Raw genomic sequence first — 18,104 nt, 5'->3', positions numbered from 1 at the left:
TAATACAACAAAACAAAAAACTTGTCAAGCAAAAAGAAGAATTGTTTTGGGAATCGTTTAAAAAATGGTATAATGAAAAGAAAACGATAAGGAGGGAAAGGATGCGTTGTCCAAAATGTGGGGCTACCAAGTCAAGTGTTATCGATAGTCGCCAAGCAGAAGAAGGGAACACCATTCGTAGAAGACGTGAGTGCGACGAATGCCAACACCGTTTTACAACCTACGAACGGGTAGAAGAAAGAACCTTAGTGGTTGTTAAAAAAGATGGCACACGGGAACAATTCTCCAGAGATAAAATCTTTAATGGGATTATCCGCTCAGCCCAGAAACGTCCTGTGTCAAGTGATGAAATCAACATGGTAGTCAATCGTATCGAACAGAAACTCCGTGGTCGAAATGAAAATGAAATTCAAAGTGAGGACATTGGTTCACTCGTCATGGAGGAGTTGGCTGAGTTAGATGAGATTACCTATGTACGTTTTGCCAGTGTCTATCGTAGTTTTAAGGATGTCAGTGAGTTAGAGAGCTTGCTCCAACAAATCACCCAGTCCTCTAAAAAGAAAAAGGAAAGATAAATGAAGCCAATTGACCGTTTTTCTTATCTAAAGAATAATCGGGTGTCGCAAGATACCTCATCTCTGGTACAGTGTTACCTCCCGATTATCGGTCAGGAGGCACTGAGCCTTTATCTTTATACGATTAGTTTTTGGGATAATGGTAGAAAAGAATATCTTTTTTCAAGTATCCTCAATCATCTCAACTTTGGGATGGATAGACTGATAAAATCCTTGAAAATCCTATCTGCTTTCAATCTCTTGACCCTCTATCAAAAGGGGGAGGTTTATCAACTAGCCCTCCATGCTCCTCTATCTAGTCAGGACTTCTTGGAGCATCCTGTTTATCGTAGACTCTTGGAGAAAAAAATTGGCGATGCCGCTGTGGAGGATTTGAAAGTTGAGAGTGCTGAGGGAGAAGAAATACCTGTCTCACTCAATCAAGTCTTTCCAGACTTAGCAGAACTGGGAAGTCAAGAAGACCTTAGTCTCAAGAAGAAAGTGGCCAATGATTTTGACTTGGACCATTTTCGTCAACTTATGGCTCGAGATGGGCTTCGTTTTGCGGATGAGCAGTCCGACGTCTTAAACCTCTTTGCCATCGCCGAGGAGAAGAAATGGACTTGGTTTGAAACCTATCAATTGGCCAAGTCAACAGCTGTTTCCCAGGTTATTTCAATCAAACGCATGCGGGAAAAAATTGCTCAAAAACCTGTTTCCTCTGACTTTAGTCCTAAGGAAGCAACCATTATCAAGGAAGCCAAAAGTAAAACTGCCCTGCAGTTCCTGGCAGAAATCAAGCAAACACGCAAGGGGACCATTACCCAAACAGAAAGAGAACTCTTGCAACAGATGGCTGGCTTGGGCTTGCTGGACGAAGTCATCAATATCATTCTCTTGTTGACTTTTAATAAGGTAGATTCGGCAAACATCAACGAGAAATATGCCATGAAGGTAGCCAATGACTACGCCTATCAAAAGATTCATTCTGCAGAAGAGGCAGTCTTGCGAATCCGTGAACGTGGGCAAAAGAGTCAGGCTCAAAAAAGCAGTAACCCTAGTCCTACCAAGTCCAATGTACCCAAGTGGAGCAATCCAGATTATAAGAATGAAACCAGCGAGGAAACTCGTCTGGAACTAGAACGTAAGAAACAAGAACTATTAGCTCGATTAGAAAAAGGAGGAGATTAGATGGAAAGTGTCGGAGACGTACTCAAACGTCAACCTAGCCGTTTTCATTATCAAGATTTGGTCCAGAAAATCATGAAGGACCCTGATGTTGCGGCCTTTATCCAGCAAGAATCCCTGACTCCAGAGGAATTAAATCGCAGTATCTCCAAGTTTAATCAGTACATCACCGAGCGCGACAAGTTTCTCCGTGGTGATACGGATTATATTGCCAAAGGCTACAAGCCTATTTTGGTTATGAATCATGGTTATGCGGACGTTTCTTACGAAGAAACTCCTGAACTAATCGCAGCGGAAAAAGAAGCGGCTATTAAGAACCGCCTCAAGTTAATCAATCTGCCAGCCAGTCTCAGGAAAGCTAGTTTGGCTCAAGTAGATTTGGATGATTTGGGGCGCTTACCAGTTTTTGAAAAGCTATTAGCCTTCGTGGAGCAATATCCAGCTATTCGAAAAGGTCTTTACCTATATGGAGATTTTGGTGTGGGCAAAAGTTTCATGGTGGCTGCCTTAGCCCATGATTTATCAGAAAAACGTGGTGTTTCATCCACTCTCCTCCACTATCCTAGCTTTGTCATTGATGTCAAAAATGCTATCGGTGATGGCAATGTTAAGACCTTGGTGGATGAGCTTAAGCTTTCTGAAGTCCTGATTTTAGATGATATTGGTGCCGAGCAATCAACACCTTGGGTGCGTGACGAAATCCTGCAGGTCATTCTCCAATATCGGATGCAGGAAAATTTACCGACTTTTTTCACCTCCAACTTCGACTTTGAAGAATTGGAGCATCATTTCGCTAAAGGGAAACATGGAAATGACGAAACCTGGGAAGCTAGACGGGTCATGGAACGCATCCGTTATTTGGCTGAGGAGACTCGTTTAGAAGGAGTGAACCGTCGATGACAGAAACGATTAAATTGATGAAAGCTCATACTTCAGTGCGCAGGTTTAAAGAGCAAGCCCTTCCTCAGGAAGACTTGACTGAAATCCTGACAGCGGCCCAAATGGCCTCGTCTTGGAAGAATTTCCAATCCTACTCTGTGATTGTGGTACGAAGTCAAGAAAAGAAAGATGCCTTGTATGAATTGGTACCTCAAGAAGCCATTCGCCAGTCTGCTGTTTTCCTTCTCTTTGTCGGAGACTTGAACCGAGCAGAAAAGGGAGTTCAGCTTCATACTGATTCATTCCAACCTCAAGGTGTAGAAGGTCTCTTGATTAGTTCAGTCGATGCGGCTCTTGCTGGTCAAAATGCCCTGCTGGCAGCTGAAAGCTTGGGCTATGGTGGTGTCATTATTGGCTTGGTTCGATACAAGTCAGAAGAAGTAGCAGAGCTTTTTAACCTGCCTGATTACACCTACCCTGTCTTTGGGATGGCACTAGGTTTACCAAATGAAGAACATGAAGTCAAACCTCGCTTGCCATTGACTCAAGTGGTATTTGAGGAAGAATATAAAGAACAGTCAACTGAGGCAATCCAAGCTTATGACCGTGTGCAGGCTGACTATGCTGGGGCGCGTGTGACCACAAGTTGGAGTCAGCGTCTAGCAGAACAGTTTGGTCAAGCAGAACCAAGCTCAACTAGAAAAAATCTTGAACAGAAGAAGTTATTGTAGAAAGTGAGAAATTATGGCCCTACCAACTATTGCCATTGTAGGACGTCCCAATGTTGGGAAATCAACCCTATTTAATCGGATCGCTGGTGAGCGAATCTCCATTGTAGAAGATGTCGAAGGAGTGACACGTGACCGTATCTATGCAACGGGTGAGTGGCTCAATCGTTCTTTTAGCATGATTGATACAGGAGGAATCGATGATGTCGATGCTCCTTTCATGGAACAAATCAAGCATCAGGCAGAAATTGCCATGGAAGAAGCAGATGTTATCGTCTTTGTCGTGTCTGGTAAGGAAGGAATTACTGATGCAGACGAATACGTAGCTCGTAAGCTTTATAAGACCCACAAACCAGTTATCCTCGCAGTTAACAAGGTGGACAACCCTGAGATGCGAAATGATATCTATGATTTTTATGCCCTCGGTTTGGGTGAACCATTGCCTATCTCATCTGTCCATGGTATCGGTACAGGGGATGTGCTAGATGCTATTGTAGAAAATCTTCCAAATGAATATGAAGAAGAAAACCCAGATGTCATTAAGTTTAGTTTGATTGGTCGTCCTAACGTCGGAAAATCAAGCTTGATCAATGCTATCTTGGGAGAAGACCGTGTTATTGCTAGTCCTGTTGCTGGAACAACACGTGATGCCATTGATACCCACTTTACAGATACAGATGGCCAAGAATTTACTATGATTGATACGGCTGGTATGCGTAAGTCTGGTAAGGTTTATGAAAATACTGAGAAATACTCTGTCATGCGTGCCATGCGAGCTATTGACCGCTCTGATGTGGTCTTGATGGTCATCAATGCGGAAGAAGGCATCCGTGAATACGATAAGCGTATCGCAGGTTTTGCCCATGAAGCTGGTAAAGGGATGATTATCGTGGTCAACAAGTGGGATACACTTGAAAAAGACAACCACACCATGAAAAACTGGGAAGAAGATATCCGTGAGCAGTTCCAATACTTGCCTTACGCCCCGATTATCTTTGTATCCGCTTTGACCAAGCAACGCCTCCACAAACTTCCTGAGATGATCAAGCAAATCAGTGAAAGTCAAAACACACGTATTCCATCAGCTGTCTTGAACGATGTCATCATGGATGCCATTGCCATCAACCCAACACCGACAGACAAAGGAAAACGTCTTAAGATTTTCTACGCGACCCAAGTGGCAACCAAACCACCAACCTTTGTTATCTTTGTCAACGAAGAAGAGCTTATGCACTTTTCTTACCTGCGTTTCTTGGAAAATCAAATCCGCAAGGCCTTTGTCTTTGAGGGAACTCCAATCCATCTCATCGCAAGAAAGCGTAAATAAAAAAGTAGAATCTGGAATGACATTTCCAGATTTTTTTGATATAATAAAATAATAGAAAACGCTATCAAAAAGGAGGTGTCGATGAAACATTTGTTTAAATTTATAATCTTATTTCCCTGGTTTTACTTTTTCAGCTGGATTGAAAAGGATAATAGAGAAAGTAAATTTTTCCCAATTTTTTACTATTTTTACTGGTTTTACATTCCCCTCTATGCTCTTTTTAGCCTTGCTTGGGCAGTTGTTTCAGTTCTGTTTTTCAATATCGTCTTGAGAAATTTGACAGATATCAAGTTATGGGGCATTTGGTTTCTTTTTATTCTGCTAGCTATTGGTCTGAATAGGTTAACTTATTTCTGTTTCAAAAAAATGCTTCGCTTGAGACGAGAACTAGGGAAGTCTAAAGGCGTGAATAAAGGAAGGTGTAGGAACTAAAAAATGACTGTATCTATGATTTGTTTATGGAGCTATAGATACAGTCGTTTTTATTTTAATCGTGAAACCTGAGAGAAGTGTTCGTCTTGTATAGTGGATTGAATATGGAATAATACAATACAACTTATAAAACATTGGTATAAAATGCTTTAGATCCCCTGATTGATTCGTTCACATTCTATTCCAATCTACTACAATAAAACGATAAGAATTATTATAAATTATAGGTTTGAAAAATCATTAATTTCTTTTTCGAGTATTTTAACTAATGACTCTTCTTTGGTTAGTCGTAATAAGGTTATTCCTTTATCAATCAAATCGGAGTTATGTTGTAGTATTCCCAAGCGTACTTGAGAAAATCCAAGAATATCGTATATTTTTAATTCTTCTGCTAATACCAAAAGTTGTAGGGTGATTGTTTCACATTCTTTGAATAAATGATGTTGAAAATATACAGTGGAGAGATTGGCTAAAAAAGATGATAAAAATACTTTTGTTTCTCGGAAGTATTTATATTTCTCGATGGTTTTCATAATTCTATCAATAAGAAGGGGAAGATTTTCAGAAGGAAAGAAAAAGAGAATGGTTCCAAGTAATTTCAAATCACTAATGTACCATGTATCCATAGGTTCAAGATAGTCCCAAATTTCTTCATACAAATCTTTCAAGACGTGGTTGTTTTTGAATCCTTTAGTTCGTAACTCTGTGACAATTTTTGTATGACGATAGATATTTTGAATAGGAACATCGTGATGTGTCTTAAGATATTTTTGACACTTCTCAGTGAGTTCAACCATTTTTCTAGTATCTTGAAAAGTAGACGGATTTTGGCTCTCTACAATAATATCTCGCCTTTCACTAGGATGGTATTCGTTGCATATATACTTGAATTCTGCTAAGCTCATATCAATTTGTTCAAGAAGAAATACCATGTTTTCAAAACTGGGAATAACTTTACCGTGTTCAATATTTGTTAGAGTTGTTCGATGTATGACTTGTCCACATACATCTTGTTGGGTCAATCCTTTTGACTTTCGAATTTCTTTAAAAATTTGTCCATAATCCCATCTCATATTGTTCCTCCTAGGTAAATGTGAATATTTTCTACATTTATAAAAAACGTAGAAAAAGGTGGTATTATTATATCAAAAAGGAGGGAAAAAGTCATGGGCTTTAAAAAATATTTGAAGAATTTACCGAAAAACTCTGGATTTATTATATCTTTGATTTGGAGTTGGATTCAACTTATCTGGTTTGAAACGTGGTTTTGGGGATAAAGAAATTAGAGTCCATACATAATTAAGTAAAGGAGGAATTTGTATGATATACCATCGTTTAGAATAAGTCTATATTTAAAATAGAAGTTATAAGGAATCTTCTTGAATAAAAAATGAAAGGAAACAGAAAAAATGAAAACTAAAAAATTATTGAAAATGGTTATTCCTGTTTTAATGATAAGTGCTGTTGGAACTACTTTCGTAGAAGCAAATCAGATAGGTGCTTTTAGTAATTTTGTTATTACTACCAGTTATAAGAGAACAGGTTATTTGACCAAAGAAAATGAAGGTGCGGAATATATCATGAACTTAAATCCTTGTAGAAATTTACATCCCATGACTGTTAAGCATCGTATAGTAAATTCTAATGGAGAAGCTCGTAGTGGAGAATCGTTAACAACCTGTGGTACTCGTTCAACTCATGGTAATTGGGCAACGGTTGGCTATGTTTATGCAGCAGATATGGCAAGACAAAATTGGTGGGATTTATCAGCTGCCATTTCAGGTAGTTGGTCACCAAATTAATTCGTAAAGTAGGTATAATTTATGAAGATTCCTCTCTTAACTTTGGCAAGGCATAAATTTGTTTATGTCTTGCTTACTTTGCTTTTTCTTGCTTTGGTTTATCGTGATGTTTTGATGACTTATTTCTTTTTTGATATTCATGCGCCCGATCTAGCTAAATTCGATGGACAAGCAATTAAAAATGACTTATTAAAATCAGCATTAGATTTTCGTATTCTCCAGTTCAATCTAGGTTTTTATCAATCATTTATTATTCCAATCATCATTGTTTTGCTAGGTTTTCAATATATTGAGCTGAAAAATAAAGTTTTACGATTGAGTATTGGAAGAGAAGTGAGTTATCAAGGGTTAAAAAGAAAGTTGACTTTTCAACTTGCAAGTATCCCTTGTGTGATATATTTAGTGACTGTGCTGATAATTGCAATTTTAACTTATTTCTTTGGGACTTTTTCTCCTCTTGAATGGAATTCTCTATTTTCTGATGGGAGTAGTTTACAAAGGCTCCTAGATGGAGAGATAACAAGCTATTTGTTCTTTACTTGTGTCCTACTAATCGGTATTTTCATCAATGCAGTCTATTTTTTTAAAATAGTTGATTATTTAGGGAATGTGACTCGTTCGGCAATTGCCTATTTGATGTTTCTTTGGCTTGGTTCTATGATGCTCTATAGTATCTTGCCATACTATATGGTTCCTATGACGAGTTTGATGCAAGCTAGCTATGGGGATGTAAGTTTGATGAGACTCTTTACTCCTTATATCCTTTATATTGTCCCCTATATGGTACTTAAAAAATATGAAGATAATGTTTAAGAACTTTAACAATATTTGGCTAAAGAGAAAGATCGTTTTACTACTTCGTATAGTTCTGATGATGATTTTGATTAACTATCTATTGTCAATAGCGGTTCAAAAGCAGGATGTTTTTCTCTTTTTCAAGAGGGAATTGATTTCAATCTTTTCCTATAATGACTATTCTGAAGCGAATTTAGAAATCCCCAAACTCTTGTTAAATCTTTCGCTTTTCATGGTAGGATGGCTCTCTGTCATTTTACTTGAAACTGATTTGGCAGACCATTACCATCACTTGATCCGCTATCAATCAACCTCCTTTTTCGATTATACAAGGAAACGATTGGTTGTCATCTCTAAATTTTTTATTCAAGATTTATTTGTCTGGTTCCTTGGTTTACTTCCTCTAGGAATTCATTTCAAAACAGTCGCACTTTTCTTTTTACTTGCTCAGTTAATGATCTTGTACTTACTACTGTCTTATCTGATAGCACTTATTAGTGCGGGCGCTGGTTTTTCCTTTTTTCTCTATTTTTTAGCATTTGTGGGACAAGAATGGATGATGGATCATATTGTAACAGTGTATTTAGTACTCTTAAGTTTATTAGTTATGTTGATTGTTAGTCGCTTGGAAGAGAAATTTAAGAAAGGATAAACGATGAGACTTGAAATTATAAATGGACAGAAAATTTATGGGAAAAGACCTATTTTAAATGAGTTGAATCTGGTCTTTCAATCAGGAAATATTTATGGTCTTAAAGGTGATAATGGATCTGGTAAGACAGTTCTTTTAAAGATACTTGCTGGTTATATTAAGCTTGATAAAGGAAAAGTTCTTCAAGATGGGGAAGTCTATGGGATAAAAAATCATTATATTCAGGATGCAGGGGTTTTAATTGAAAAAGTCGAGTTTTTATCTCATTTATCCCTTAGAGAAAATTTGGAATTGTTAAGGTGTTTTTCATCTAAAGTTACGGAAAAAAGAATTGCCGATTGGATCCAATATTATGATTTACAGGAATTTGAAGACGTTGAGTACCGTCATTTATCCTTAGGAACGAAACAAAAAATGGCCTTGATTCAAGCCTTTATTGCCGAACCATCTATACTCTTTCTCGATGAACCTATGAATGCTTTAGATGAGAAGAGTGTGAGGTTAACCAAACAGGTCATTTTATCTTACCTGAAAAAAGAAAATAGTCTGGTTATCCTGACGTCACACATATCGGAAGATATTTCAGATCTTTGTACAGATGTATTAGTTGTCGAAAACGGACATATACAATATATAAAGGATATACAATCCTAGGAGGTAGCTTATGGCACATCTAAAATCATTTATTACACGCTATTCTAAGGTCTATATTGGTTTAGTTCTGTTGATCTGGATTGCTTTCTTCTTTCTTCCTTGGGGCAGTCCGATTCTGGGGGGGAAGATTGACCTCTTCAGCATACAGAAAGTCTTGCTAGTTTTTGGAATTCTGTCGATTTTGATGGCCTTGCTGTCCAAGAAAGTCAGTCTCTTTGTTTTTGGATTGATCTGCTGTTTTTCTCTTTGGATAAATCTATTTATCCTATTTGCGATTTTGCCGATTTTTGTTGGCAATTAAAGCATCATAAAAGTCAGAGAGGTTAGCTTGGAAACTAGCCTCTTTTTCCTTTTCAAAATGGGGATTCTTCCTTGAAAATAATCAGTAATTGTGCTAAAATTAAAAGAACATTCTAAAATATTCGGAATTTAAAGTAAGGAAAAACATGGCTAATATTTTAAAAACAATTATCGAAAATGATAAAGGAGAAATCCGTCGTCTGGAAAAGATGGCTGACAAGGTTTTCAAATACGAAGACCAAATGGCTGCTTTGACAGATGACCAACTAAAAGCAAAAACAGTTGAATTTAAAGAACGTTATCAAAATGGAGAATCGCTGGATTCATTGCTTTATGAAGCATTTGCGGTTGTCCGTGAGGGTGCCAAACGTGTCCTAGGTCTCTTCCCATATAAGGTTCAGGTCATGGGGGGAATCGTTCTTCACCATGGTGACGTGCCAGAAATGCGTACAGGGGAAGGGAAAACCTTGACTGCGACTATGCCCGTATACCTCAATGCCCTTTCAGGTAAAGGGGTTCACGTAGTTACGGTCAATGAATACTTGTCAGAACGTGATGCGACTGAGATGGGTGAATTGTACTCATGGCTTGGTTTGTCAGTAGGGATTAACTTGGCTGCCAAATCTCCAATGGAGAAAAAAGAAGCCTATGAGTGTGATATTACTTACTCAACCAACTCAGAAATCGGATTTGACTACCTTCGTGACAACATGGTCGTTCGCGCTGAAAACATGGTACAACGTCCGCTCAACTATGCCTTGGTCGATGAGGTTGACTCTATCTTGATTGACGAGGCTCGTACACCATTGATTGTATCAGGTGCTAACGCAGTTGAAACTAGTCAGCTCTACCATATGGCAGACCACTATGTAAAATCTTTGGACAAAGACGACTACATCATCGATGTGCAGTCTAAGACTATTGGTTTGTCTGATTCAGGGATTGACAAGGCTGAAAGCTACTTCAAGCTTGAAAACCTCTATGACATCGAAAACGTAGCTCTGACTCACTTTATCGATAATGCCCTTCGTGCTAACTACATCATGCTTCTCGATATTGACTATGTGGTGAGCGAAGAGCAAGAAATCTTGATTGTCGACCAATTTACAGGTCGTACCATGGAAGGTCGTCGTTATTCTGATGGATTGCACCAAGCTATTGAAGCTAAAGAAGGTGTGCCAATCCAGGATGAAACCAAGACATCTGCCTCTATCACTTACCAAAACCTTTTCCGTATGTACAAGAAATTGTCAGGTATGACGGGTACAGGTAAGACTGAGGAAGAAGAATTCCGTGAAATCTACAACATTCGTGTGATTCCAATCCCAACAAACCGCCCTGTTCAACGTATTGACCACTCAGACCTTCTTTATGCAAGTATCGAGGCTAAGTTTAAGGCGGTTGTCGAAGACGTTAAGGCTCGTTACCAAAAAGGTCAGCCTGTCTTGGTTGGTACAGTAGCGGTTGAAACTAGTGACTACATTTCTAAGAAATTAGTCGCAGCTGGCGTTCCTCACGAAGTCTTGAATGCCAAAAACCACTATAGAGAAGCCCAAATCATCATGAATGCTGGTCAACGTGGTGCTGTTACTATCGCAACCAACATGGCCGGTCGTGGTACCGACATCAAGCTTGGTGAAGGGGTTCGCGAATTAGGTGGACTTTGTGTGATTGGTACAGAACGTCATGAAAGTCGTCGTATCGATAACCAGCTTCGTGGACGTTCAGGTCGTCAAGGAGACCCAGGTGAGTCACAATTCTACCTCTCTCTTGAAGATGACTTGATGAAACGTTTTGGTTCTGAACGCTTGAAGGGAATCTTTGAACGTCTCAACATGTCTGAAGAGGCGATTGAGTCTCGTATGTTGACGCGTCAGGTTGAAGCAGCGCAAAAACGTGTCGAAGGAAATAACTACGATACCCGTAAACAAGTCCTTCAATACGATGATGTCATGCGTGAACAACGTGAGATTATCTATGCTCAACGTTACGACGTTATCACTGCAGATCGTGACTTGGCACCTGAAATTCAGTCTATGATCAAACGCACGATTGAACGTGTCGTTGATGGTCATGCGCGTGCCAAACAAGATGAAAAACTAGAAGCGATTTTGAACTTTGCTAAGTACAACTTGCTTCCAGAAGATTCTATTACGATGGAAGACTTGTCTGGCTTGTCTGATAAGGCTATTAAGGAAGAACTCTTCCAACGTGCCTTGCAAGTTTACGATAGTCAGGTTTCAAAACTACGTGATGAAGAAGCAGTGAAAGAATTCCAAAAAGTTTTGATTCTACGAGTGGTGGATAACAAGTGGACAGATCATATCGATGCCCTTGATCAATTGCGTAACGCGGTTGGACTTCGTGGCTATGCTCAGAACAACCCTGTTGTTGAGTATCAGGCAGAAGGTTTCCGTATGTTTAATGACATGATTGGTTCGATTGAGTTTGATGTGACACGCTTGATGATGAAAGCACAAATTCATGAACAAGAAAGACCACAGGCAGAACGCCATATCAGTACAACAGCGACTCGTAATATTGCTGCCCACCAAGCAAGTATGCCTGAAGATTTGGATTTGAGCCAGATTGGACGGAATGAACTTTGCCCATGTGGTTCTGGTAAGAAGTTTAAAAACTGTCACGGTAAAAGACAATAAAATGAGATAGTTTAGAGGCGGATACCTTGTGAAAAGTAAATTTTTACTTGGTATCCGTTTGCTTTATAAGGAGATGAGTTATGGTATTTACAGCAAAAAGTCCTAAAATCAATATTGAAGAAGTTCGTGCCTTGTCAAAATTAGAAGGTCGGGCTTTGGAGAGAAAATCACAGCGTGATCAAGAGCTAGAAGCCATTATACGTGGAGAAGACCAGCGAATTCTCTTGGTAATCGGGCCATGCTCATCTGACAATGAAGAAGCTGTCCTTGAATACGCTAAGCGTTTGGCAGTCCTACAAGAAGAAGTAGCAGATCGTATCTTTATGGTTATGCGTGTTTACACTGCCAAACCTCGTACCAACGGAGATGGCTATAAAGGCTTGATTCACCAGCCTAACGCGACAGAAGCGCCTAGTCTTATCAATGGAATCAAAGCTGTTCGCCATCTTCATTATCGTGTCATCACGGAAACTGGTATGACGACAGCTGATGAAATGCTTTATCCTGAAAATCTTCCTCTTGTGGATGATTTGATTTCTTATATGGCGGTTGGTGCTCGTTCAGTTGAAGACCAGCAACACCGCTTTGTGGCCAGTGGGGCAGGATTTTCTACTGGTTTTAAAAATCCAACCTCTGGAAATCTCAATGTTATGTTTAATGGGATTTATGCTGCTCAAAACAAACAAAGCTTCCTTTTTCTAGGGAAAGAAGTGGAAACAACTGGGAACCCGCTTTCGCACGCCATTCTTCGTGGAGCGATCAATGAGTATGGAAAAAATATTCCCAACTACTATTATGACAATTTAATTGACACCATTGCCCAGTATGAGAAAATGGGCTTGGAAAATCCTTTTATCATCATTGATACCAATCATGACAACTCTGGTAAGCAATACATGGATCAGATTCGAATTGTCCGCCAGACCTTGATTAACCGTGCTTGGAATGAAAAAATCAAGCAGTTCGTTCGTGGTTTTATGATTGAGTCTTATCTGGAAGATGGTCGACAAAATGAGCCAGAAGTATTTGGTAAGTCTATCACAGACCCTTGCCTGGGTTGGGATAACACAGAAGCTCTTGTCAGAGAAATTTACAAAACGTTAGGAGAATAAGATGGCATTTAGTGAAAAAGGTCAAGAAATCGATATGGAAGTCATCAAGGCTGAAACCCAATTGTCTGCGGAAGCCTTGAGACTCAAGGAAAGCCGTGATAGAGAATTGGCAGACATTATTTCAGGGGAAGATGACCGTATCCTCTTGGTGATTGGTCCTTGCTCTTCTGATAATGAAGAGGCGGTCTTGGAATATGCTCGCCGTTTATCCACCTTGCAAAAGAAGGTAGCGGACAAGATTTTCATGGTTATGCGCGTGTATACTGCTAAGCCTCGTACCAATGGAGACGGCTATAAGGGCTTGGTGCACCAGCCAGATACTTCTAAGGCTCCAAGCCTGATTAACGGTTTGCAGGCTGTGCGCCAGTTGCACTACCGCGTGATTACAGAGACTGGTTTGACGACGGCAGATGAGATGCTTTATCCGTCAAATCTAATCTTGGTGGATGACTTGGTCAGCTATCATGCCGTTGGCGCTCGTTCTGTGGAAGACCAAGAGCACCGCTTTGTGGCTTCTGGGATTGATGCACCAGTAGGGATGAAAAATCCAACCTCTGGAAATTTGGGTGTTATGTTTAACGCCATCTATGCTGCTCAAAACAAGCAAACCTTCCTTTATCATGGGCAGGAAGTTGAGACTTCAGGTAATCCTTTATCCCATGTCATCCTCCGTGGAGCAGTTAACGAGTATGGCAATTATATGCCGAATTACTACTATGAAAACCTACTTCAAGCCATTGAACGCTATGAAACCATGGGACTTGAAAATCCCTTTATCCTCATTGATACCAACCATGATAACTCCGGCAAGCAGTATATGGAGCAGATTCGAATTGTTCGTCAGACCTTGCAGAATCGTGATTGGAATGAGAAAATCAAAAAGACGGTTCGAGGCTTTATGATTGAATCCTACCTAGCAGATGGTCGTCAAAACCAACCAGAGGTCTTTGGTTGCTCTATTACTGACCCTTGCCTAGGTTGGGAAAATACAGAGGCTTTGATAGAAGAGATTTATGCTACCTTGACAAAATAAGTGAAAAGGATGGAGTTGGGGAATCTCAACTCCTTTTGATGAAAATGATAGTTGGACATGGAATTGACATCGAAGAATTGGCTTCGATAGAAAGCGCAGTTACACGACATGAAGGCTTTGCTAAGCGCGTGCTGACCGCTAAGGAAATGGAACGATTTAACAGTCTTAAAGGGCGCAGACAAATCGAATATTTGGCTGGTCGCTGGTCGGCTAAGGAGGCCTTTTCCAAGGCTATGGGAACGGGTATTGGAAAACTCGGTTTTCAGGATTTGGAAGTCTTAAGCAATGAACGCGGGGCGCCTTATTTTAGTCAGGCACCATTTTCAGGGAAGATTTGGCTGTCTATCAGCCACACCGATCAGTTTGTGACAGCCAGTGTCATTTTGGAGGAAAATCATGAAAGCTAGTCCGCATAGACCAACCAAGGCTTTGATTCATCTGGGAGCTATTCGACAAAATATTCAGCAAATGGGGGCTCATATCCCTCAAGGAACGCTCAAGTGGGCTGTGGTCAAGGCCAATGCCTATGGTCATGGAGCTGTTGCCGTTGCCAAGGCGATTCAAGATGATGTAGATGGATTTTGCGTTTCCAATATCGATGAAGCCATTGAACTTAGACAAGCTGGAATCAGGAAGAAAATCCTCATTTTAGGAGTTTCTGAAATCGAAGCTGTTTCTCTTGCTAAAGAATACGATATCACCTTGACTGTGGCTGGACTGGAGTGGATTCAAGCACTCTTAGATAAGGAAGCGGACCTAACTGGATTGACAGTCCACCTTAAGATTGACTCAGGAATGGGACGGATTGGTTTTAGAGAGGGTCGTGAGGCTGAGCAGGCTCAAGACTTGCTCCAACAACATGGTGCTCGTGTTGAAGGGATTTTTACCCACTTTGCGACTGCTGATGAGGAATCAGATGACTATTTTAATGAGCAGTTGGAACGGTTTAAATCTATTTTGGCTAGTATGAAAGGTCTTCCAGAGCTGATCCATGCCAGCAATTCGGCAACGACTCTTTGGCATGCAGAGACTATTTTCAATGCAGTCCGTATGGGAGATGCCATGTATGGTCTTAACCCTAGCGGAGAGGTTTTGGACTTACCCTATGACTTGATTCCGGCCTTGACCTTGGAGTCTGCTCTGGTCCATGTCAAGACAGTTCCAGCTGGAGCTTGCATGGGCTATGGAGCGACCTATCAGGCGGATAGCGAGCAAGCCATCGCGACCGTGCCAATTGGCTATGCGGATGGTTGGACACGAGACATGCAGGATTTCTCTGTCTTGGTAGATGGCCAAGCTTGCCCAATAGTCGGGCGGGTTTCTATGGACCAAATTACCATTCGTCTACCTAAGCTTTATCCCTTAGGAACAAAGGTAACCTTAATTGGTTCTAACGGGGACAAGGAAATTACAGCTACTCAGGTAGCGACCTACCGTGGGACTATTAACTATGAGGTGGTTTGTCTTCTCAGCGACCGTATTCCGAGAGAGTATGATTAGAAAAGAAAGGAGTGGAGCATGAATCTACATCAACCCTTGCATGTCTTACCTGGTGTGGGACCAAAGTCAGCAGAAAAATACGCCAAACTAGGAATGGAAAACTTGCAAGACCTCTTGCTCTACTTTCCTTTCCGTTATGAAGACTTTAAGACCAAGCAAGTGCTGGAGCTGGAAGACGGGGAGAAGGCAGTCCTATCTGGTCAAGTCGTGACTCCTGCCAGTGTTCAGTATTATGGTTTCAAGCGCAATCGTCTGCGCTTTAGCCTCAAGCAGGGAGAAGTTGTTTTTGCGGTGAATTTCTTTAACCAGCCTTATCTAGCTGATAAGATAGAGTTGGGAGCAACTCTTGCTGTCTTTGGAAAATGGGACCGCGCCAAGGCTAGTCTGACTGGGATGAAGGTCCTAGCTCAGGTGGAAGATGACCTCCAACCTGTTTATCGCTTGGCTCAGGGAATCAGTCAAGCCAGTCTGATCAAGGTTATTAAGACAGCCTTTGATCAGGGACTGGACCTCTTGATTGAGGAAAATCTGCCCCAGTCCTTTCTGGACAAATACAAACTCATGTCCCGTTGTCAGGCAGTCCGAGCTATGCATTTTCCTAAGGATTTGGCAGAATACAAGCAGGCTCTTCGCCGTATCAAGTTTGAGGAACTCTTTTATTTCCAAATGCAGTTGCAGACGCTCAAGTCTGAAAATAGAGTTCAGGGAAGCGGTCTGGTTCTGAATTGGTCTCAGAAAAAAGTGACAGCAGTCAAGGAAAGCCTTCCTTTTGCCTTGACCCCAGCTCAAGAAAAAAGTTTGCAGGAAATTTTGATCGACATGAAGTCCGACCACCACATGAATCGTCTCCTACAAGGAGATGTGGGGAGCGGAAAAACGGTAGTCGCTGGCTTGGCTATGTTTGCGGCAGTGACGGCTGGCTACCAATCAGCCCTAATGGTACCAACAGAAATCCTTGCAGAGCAACACTTTGAGAGTTTACGGAACCTCTTTCCAGACTTGAAACTAGCTCTTTTGACAGGTTCCTTGAAAGCTGCAGAAAAAAGAGAAATCTTGGAGACCATTGCCAAGGGTGAGGCTGATTTGATTATCGGAACCCACGCTCTGATTCAGGATGGAGTAGATTATGCTCGTCTTGGCTTGATCATTATCGATGAGCAGCACCGCTTTGGTGTAGGGCAAAGGCGCATTCTGAGAGAAAAAGGGGACAATCCTGACGTTCTCATGATGACGGCGACTCCCATTCCACGAACCTTGGCTATCACAGCATTTGGAGATATGGATGTTTCCATTATTGACCAGATGCCAGCAGGACGGAAACCTATTGTGACACGCTGGATCAAGCATGAGCAACTACCTCAGGTCTTGACTTGGTTAGAGGGGGAAATCCAAAAAGGTTCCCAAGCCTACGTCATCTCTCCCTTGATTGAAGAATCTGAAGCTCTGGATTTGAAAAATGCTATTGCCTTATCAGAAGAGTTGACAGCTCATTTTGCAGGCAAGGCAGAGGTGGCTCTTCTACATGGTAAGATGAAGAGTGATGAAAAAGACCAGATTATGCAGGAGTTCAAAGAGCAAAAAACGGATATTCTGGTTTCGACAACGGTTATCGAGGTTGGGGTTAATGTTCCCAATGCGACTGTCATGATTATCATGGATGCCGATCGCTTCGGTCTCAGCCAGCTTCACCAGCTTAGAGGTCGTGTGGGTCGGGGAGATAAGCAGTCTTATGCAGTTCTCGTTGCCAATCCCAAGACGGATTCTGGGAAAGACCGCATGCGCATCATGACAGAAACCACTAATGGATTTGTCCTTGCGGAGGAAGATTTGAAAATGCGTGGTTCTGGTGAGATTTTTGGAACCAGACAGTCAGGACTTCCAGAATTTCAAGTGGCTGATATTATCGAAGATTTTCCGATTTTAGAAGAAGCCAGAAAAGTTGCTAGTTACATTAGTTCTATTGAAGGCTGGCAAAAGGATCCAGAATGGCGCATGATTGCACTTCATTTGGAGAAGAAAGAACATTTAGATTAAGCTTTCTCTAAGGAAATCTTAAGCTAGCTTTCAGGTTTGCCCCTTATAATAGAGTCATCAAAAAGAAACGAGGACTCTCAGATGACAGTAACGATTAAAGTAAATTACCAAACCACTTTCCAAAAGAAGGAAGCAACAAACTAGTATAAACAGAAGAGAGAGCGAAATGCTCTTTTTTCGTTACACAGAAGCTTGGCAAGAGGAGCCAGAGTGGCGCATGATAGCTTTTCATTTGGAGAAGAAAGAACATTTAGCTTAAGCTTTCTCTAAGGAAAACTTAAGCTAGCTTTCAGGTTTGACCCTTATACTAGAGTCATCAAAAAGAAACGAGGACTCTCACATGACAGTAACGATTAAAGTAAATTACCAAACTACTTTCCAAAAGAAGGAAGCAAAAAACTAGTATAAACAGAAGAGAGAGCGAAATGCTCTTTTTTCGTTTCTAAAACTACTT

Annotated in this window: 18 protein-coding genes; 17 read left to right on the top strand and 1 reads right to left on the bottom strand. The window is 40.8% G+C overall.

Translation table 11 applies throughout. The annotated features are described in order from the left end of the window. Positions 1-101 precede the first annotated feature (101 nt). The 6 genes from nrdR (at position 102) to HT722_RS03255 (ending at position 5,108) form a co-directional block, all read left to right on the top strand. Positions 102-575, top strand: coding sequence for a transcriptional regulator NrdR (gene nrdR, locus HT722_RS03280; protein WP_001203672.1), 474 nt, complete (start codon positions 102-104; stop codon positions 573-575). After that, the gene (locus HT722_RS03275; RefSeq protein WP_173277549.1) at positions 576-1,745 is read left to right on the top strand and encodes a replication initiation and membrane attachment family protein; all 1,170 of its coding nucleotides are present in this window, start codon (positions 576-578) and stop codon (positions 1,743-1,745) included. Continuing rightward, a complete protein-coding gene (dnaI, locus tag HT722_RS03270) occupies positions 1,746-2,642 on the top strand; it encodes a primosomal protein DnaI (RefSeq protein ID WP_173277548.1) in 897 nt (298 codons plus the stop codon). Continuing rightward, a complete protein-coding gene (locus tag HT722_RS03265) occupies positions 2,639-3,352 on the top strand; it encodes an NADPH-dependent oxidoreductase (RefSeq protein ID WP_173277545.1) in 714 nt (237 codons plus the stop codon). The genes dnaI and HT722_RS03265 overlap by 4 nt, the downstream gene beginning before the upstream one ends. A 13-nt stretch (positions 3,353-3,365) precedes the next feature. Then, positions 3,366-4,676, top strand: a complete 1,311-nt coding sequence (gene der, locus HT722_RS03260; RefSeq protein WP_001207696.1) for a ribosome biogenesis GTPase Der — start codon at positions 3,366-3,368, stop codon at positions 4,674-4,676. 81 nt (positions 4,677-4,757) lie between these two features. After that, positions 4,758-5,108: a hypothetical protein gene (locus HT722_RS03255; RefSeq protein ID WP_054367326.1), complete on the top strand. Its 351-nt coding sequence runs from the start codon at positions 4,758-4,760 to the stop codon at positions 5,106-5,108. A 221-nt stretch (positions 5,109-5,329) separates the two neighbouring features. On the opposite strand, the gene rgg1518 is transcribed toward HT722_RS03255, so the two are convergent. Continuing rightward, entirely contained in the window at positions 5,330-6,181 is an 852-nt protein-coding gene (gene rgg1518 / locus HT722_RS03250; RefSeq protein WP_050973728.1) for an Rgg/GadR/MutR family transcriptional regulator Rgg1518, read from the bottom strand. Between the two features lie 336 nt (positions 6,182-6,517). Here rgg1518 and HT722_RS03245 point away from each other — a divergent pair, with 336 nt between their 5' ends. The 11 genes from HT722_RS03245 (at position 6,518) to recG (ending at position 17,650) form a co-directional block, all read left to right on the top strand. After that, positions 6,518-6,910, top strand: coding sequence for a hypothetical protein (locus HT722_RS03245; RefSeq protein WP_000850412.1), 393 nt, complete (start codon positions 6,518-6,520; stop codon positions 6,908-6,910). A 21-nt stretch (positions 6,911-6,931) separates the two neighbouring features. Continuing rightward, entirely contained in the window at positions 6,932-7,723 is a 792-nt protein-coding gene (locus HT722_RS03240) for a hypothetical protein (RefSeq protein ID WP_000701267.1), read from the top strand. Further along, positions 7,716-8,357 carry a hypothetical protein gene (locus tag HT722_RS03235; RefSeq protein WP_000475785.1) on the top strand — a complete coding sequence of 214 codons (642 nt, stop codon included), beginning with the start codon at positions 7,716-7,718 and terminating at the stop codon, positions 8,355-8,357. Before HT722_RS03240 ends, HT722_RS03235 begins: the two co-directional genes overlap by 8 nt. A gap of 3 nt (positions 8,358-8,360) precedes the next feature. Beyond that, a complete protein-coding gene (locus HT722_RS03230; RefSeq protein WP_001235271.1) occupies positions 8,361-9,011 on the top strand; it encodes an ABC transporter ATP-binding protein in 651 nt (216 codons plus the stop codon). Between the two features lie 10 nt (positions 9,012-9,021). Next, positions 9,022-9,312 carry a hypothetical protein gene (locus HT722_RS03225; protein ID WP_000940698.1) on the top strand — a complete coding sequence of 97 codons (291 nt, stop codon included), beginning with the start codon at positions 9,022-9,024 and terminating at the stop codon, positions 9,310-9,312. Between the two features lie 145 nt (positions 9,313-9,457). After that, a complete protein-coding gene (gene secA, locus HT722_RS03220; protein WP_050251536.1) occupies positions 9,458-11,971 on the top strand; it encodes a preprotein translocase subunit SecA in 2,514 nt (837 codons plus the stop codon). 80 nt (positions 11,972-12,051) lie between these two features. Continuing rightward, on the top strand, positions 12,052-13,083 hold the full coding sequence (locus HT722_RS03215) for a 3-deoxy-7-phosphoheptulonate synthase (protein WP_173277543.1): 1,032 nt from the start codon (positions 12,052-12,054) through the stop codon (positions 13,081-13,083). Position 13,084: 1 nt separating this feature from the next. Further along, positions 13,085-14,116 carry a 3-deoxy-7-phosphoheptulonate synthase gene (locus tag HT722_RS03210; protein WP_173277541.1) on the top strand — a complete coding sequence of 344 codons (1,032 nt, stop codon included), beginning with the start codon at positions 13,085-13,087 and terminating at the stop codon, positions 14,114-14,116. Positions 14,117-14,160: 44 nt separating this feature from the next. Further along, positions 14,161-14,523 carry a holo-ACP synthase gene (gene acpS / locus HT722_RS03205; protein WP_240146925.1) on the top strand — a complete coding sequence of 121 codons (363 nt, stop codon included), beginning with the start codon at positions 14,161-14,163 and terminating at the stop codon, positions 14,521-14,523. Next, entirely contained in the window at positions 14,513-15,616 is a 1,104-nt protein-coding gene (gene alr / locus HT722_RS03200) for an alanine racemase (RefSeq protein ID WP_173277537.1), read from the top strand. Before acpS ends, alr begins: the two co-directional genes overlap by 11 nt. A gap of 18 nt (positions 15,617-15,634) precedes the next feature. Further along, a complete protein-coding gene (gene recG, locus HT722_RS03195) occupies positions 15,635-17,650 on the top strand; it encodes an ATP-dependent DNA helicase RecG (protein ID WP_173277535.1) in 2,016 nt (671 codons plus the stop codon). Positions 17,651-18,104 lie beyond the last annotated feature (454 nt).

This window comes from Streptococcus sp. 53 (genome assembly GCF_013276565.1).
GTDB lineage: Bacteria > Bacillota > Bacilli > Lactobacillales > Streptococcaceae > Streptococcus.
Note: the sequence above shows the minus strand (reverse complement) of the source record. Positions and strands in the feature narration are given on the sequence as shown.

Coding starts and splice junctions, on each gene's coding strand:
- nrdR (WP_001203672.1), top strand. CDS start 102: ATGCGTTGTCCAAAATGTGGGGCTACCAAGTCAAGTGTTATCGATAGT.
- HT722_RS03275 (WP_173277549.1), top strand. CDS start 576: ATGAAGCCAATTGACCGTTTTTCTTATCTAAAGAATAATCGGGTGTCG.
- dnaI (WP_173277548.1), top strand. CDS start 1,746: ATGGAAAGTGTCGGAGACGTACTCAAACGTCAACCTAGCCGTTTTCAT.
- HT722_RS03265 (WP_173277545.1), top strand. CDS start 2,639: ATGACAGAAACGATTAAATTGATGAAAGCTCATACTTCAGTGCGCAGG.
- der (WP_001207696.1), top strand. CDS start 3,366: ATGGCCCTACCAACTATTGCCATTGTAGGACGTCCCAATGTTGGGAAA.
- HT722_RS03255 (WP_054367326.1), top strand. CDS start 4,758: ATGAAACATTTGTTTAAATTTATAATCTTATTTCCCTGGTTTTACTTT.
- rgg1518 (WP_050973728.1), bottom strand. CDS start 6,181: ATGAGATGGGATTATGGACAAATTTTTAAAGAAATTCGAAAGTCAAAA.
- HT722_RS03245 (WP_000850412.1), top strand. CDS start 6,518: ATGAAAACTAAAAAATTATTGAAAATGGTTATTCCTGTTTTAATGATA.
- HT722_RS03240 (WP_000701267.1), top strand. CDS start 6,932: ATGAAGATTCCTCTCTTAACTTTGGCAAGGCATAAATTTGTTTATGTC.
- HT722_RS03235 (WP_000475785.1), top strand. CDS start 7,716: ATGTTTAAGAACTTTAACAATATTTGGCTAAAGAGAAAGATCGTTTTA.
- HT722_RS03230 (WP_001235271.1), top strand. CDS start 8,361: ATGAGACTTGAAATTATAAATGGACAGAAAATTTATGGGAAAAGACCT.
- HT722_RS03225 (WP_000940698.1), top strand. CDS start 9,022: ATGGCACATCTAAAATCATTTATTACACGCTATTCTAAGGTCTATATT.
- secA (WP_050251536.1), top strand. CDS start 9,458: ATGGCTAATATTTTAAAAACAATTATCGAAAATGATAAAGGAGAAATC.
- HT722_RS03215 (WP_173277543.1), top strand. CDS start 12,052: ATGGTATTTACAGCAAAAAGTCCTAAAATCAATATTGAAGAAGTTCGT.
- HT722_RS03210 (WP_173277541.1), top strand. CDS start 13,085: ATGGCATTTAGTGAAAAAGGTCAAGAAATCGATATGGAAGTCATCAAG.
- acpS (WP_240146925.1), top strand. CDS start 14,161: ATGATAGTTGGACATGGAATTGACATCGAAGAATTGGCTTCGATAGAA.
- alr (WP_173277537.1), top strand. CDS start 14,513: ATGAAAGCTAGTCCGCATAGACCAACCAAGGCTTTGATTCATCTGGGA.
- recG (WP_173277535.1), top strand. CDS start 15,635: ATGAATCTACATCAACCCTTGCATGTCTTACCTGGTGTGGGACCAAAG.